Genomic DNA, 336 nt, shown 5'->3' with positions numbered 1-336 from the left:
ACTCCGTTTTGATTATTGTTTTATAATTGAAACACCGTTCTTTGACATGATGTGACCAAAAAAAAGTAAAGTTAAAAGCTGAAAGTATATATCGACCATACGTGATCGGTAAGACAAAAAGTAAGTAAGGGCACATGGCGGATGCCTTGGCTCTCGGAGGCGATGAAGGACGTGATAAGCTGCGATAAGCTGCGGGTAGGTGCAAATGACCTTTGATCCGCGGATTTCCGAATGGGACAACCCGGTACCTTGAAGAGGTACCATTCCACAATGTGGAAGGCTAACGCAGGGAACTGAAACATCTTAGTACCTGCAGGAAAAGAAAATAAACAATGA

General features: G+C 42.9%; 1 rRNA gene (cut by a window edge). It reads left to right on the top strand.

Annotated features, from left to right (window positions below):
- Positions 1-114 precede the first annotated feature (114 nt).
- Positions 115-336: ribosomal RNA gene (locus DWX62_RS19625) — 23S ribosomal RNA — on the top strand; it runs 2,728 nt beyond the window's last position.

It is taken from the genome of Bacteroides sp. AF20-13LB (assembly GCF_003603065.1).
In the GTDB taxonomy this organism is placed as follows: Bacteria; Bacteroidota; Bacteroidia; order Bacteroidales; family Bacteroidaceae; genus Bacteroides; species Bacteroides uniformis.
The sequence above is the reverse complement of the archived record's forward strand: the minus strand, read 5'-3'. Positions and strand labels throughout refer to the sequence as shown.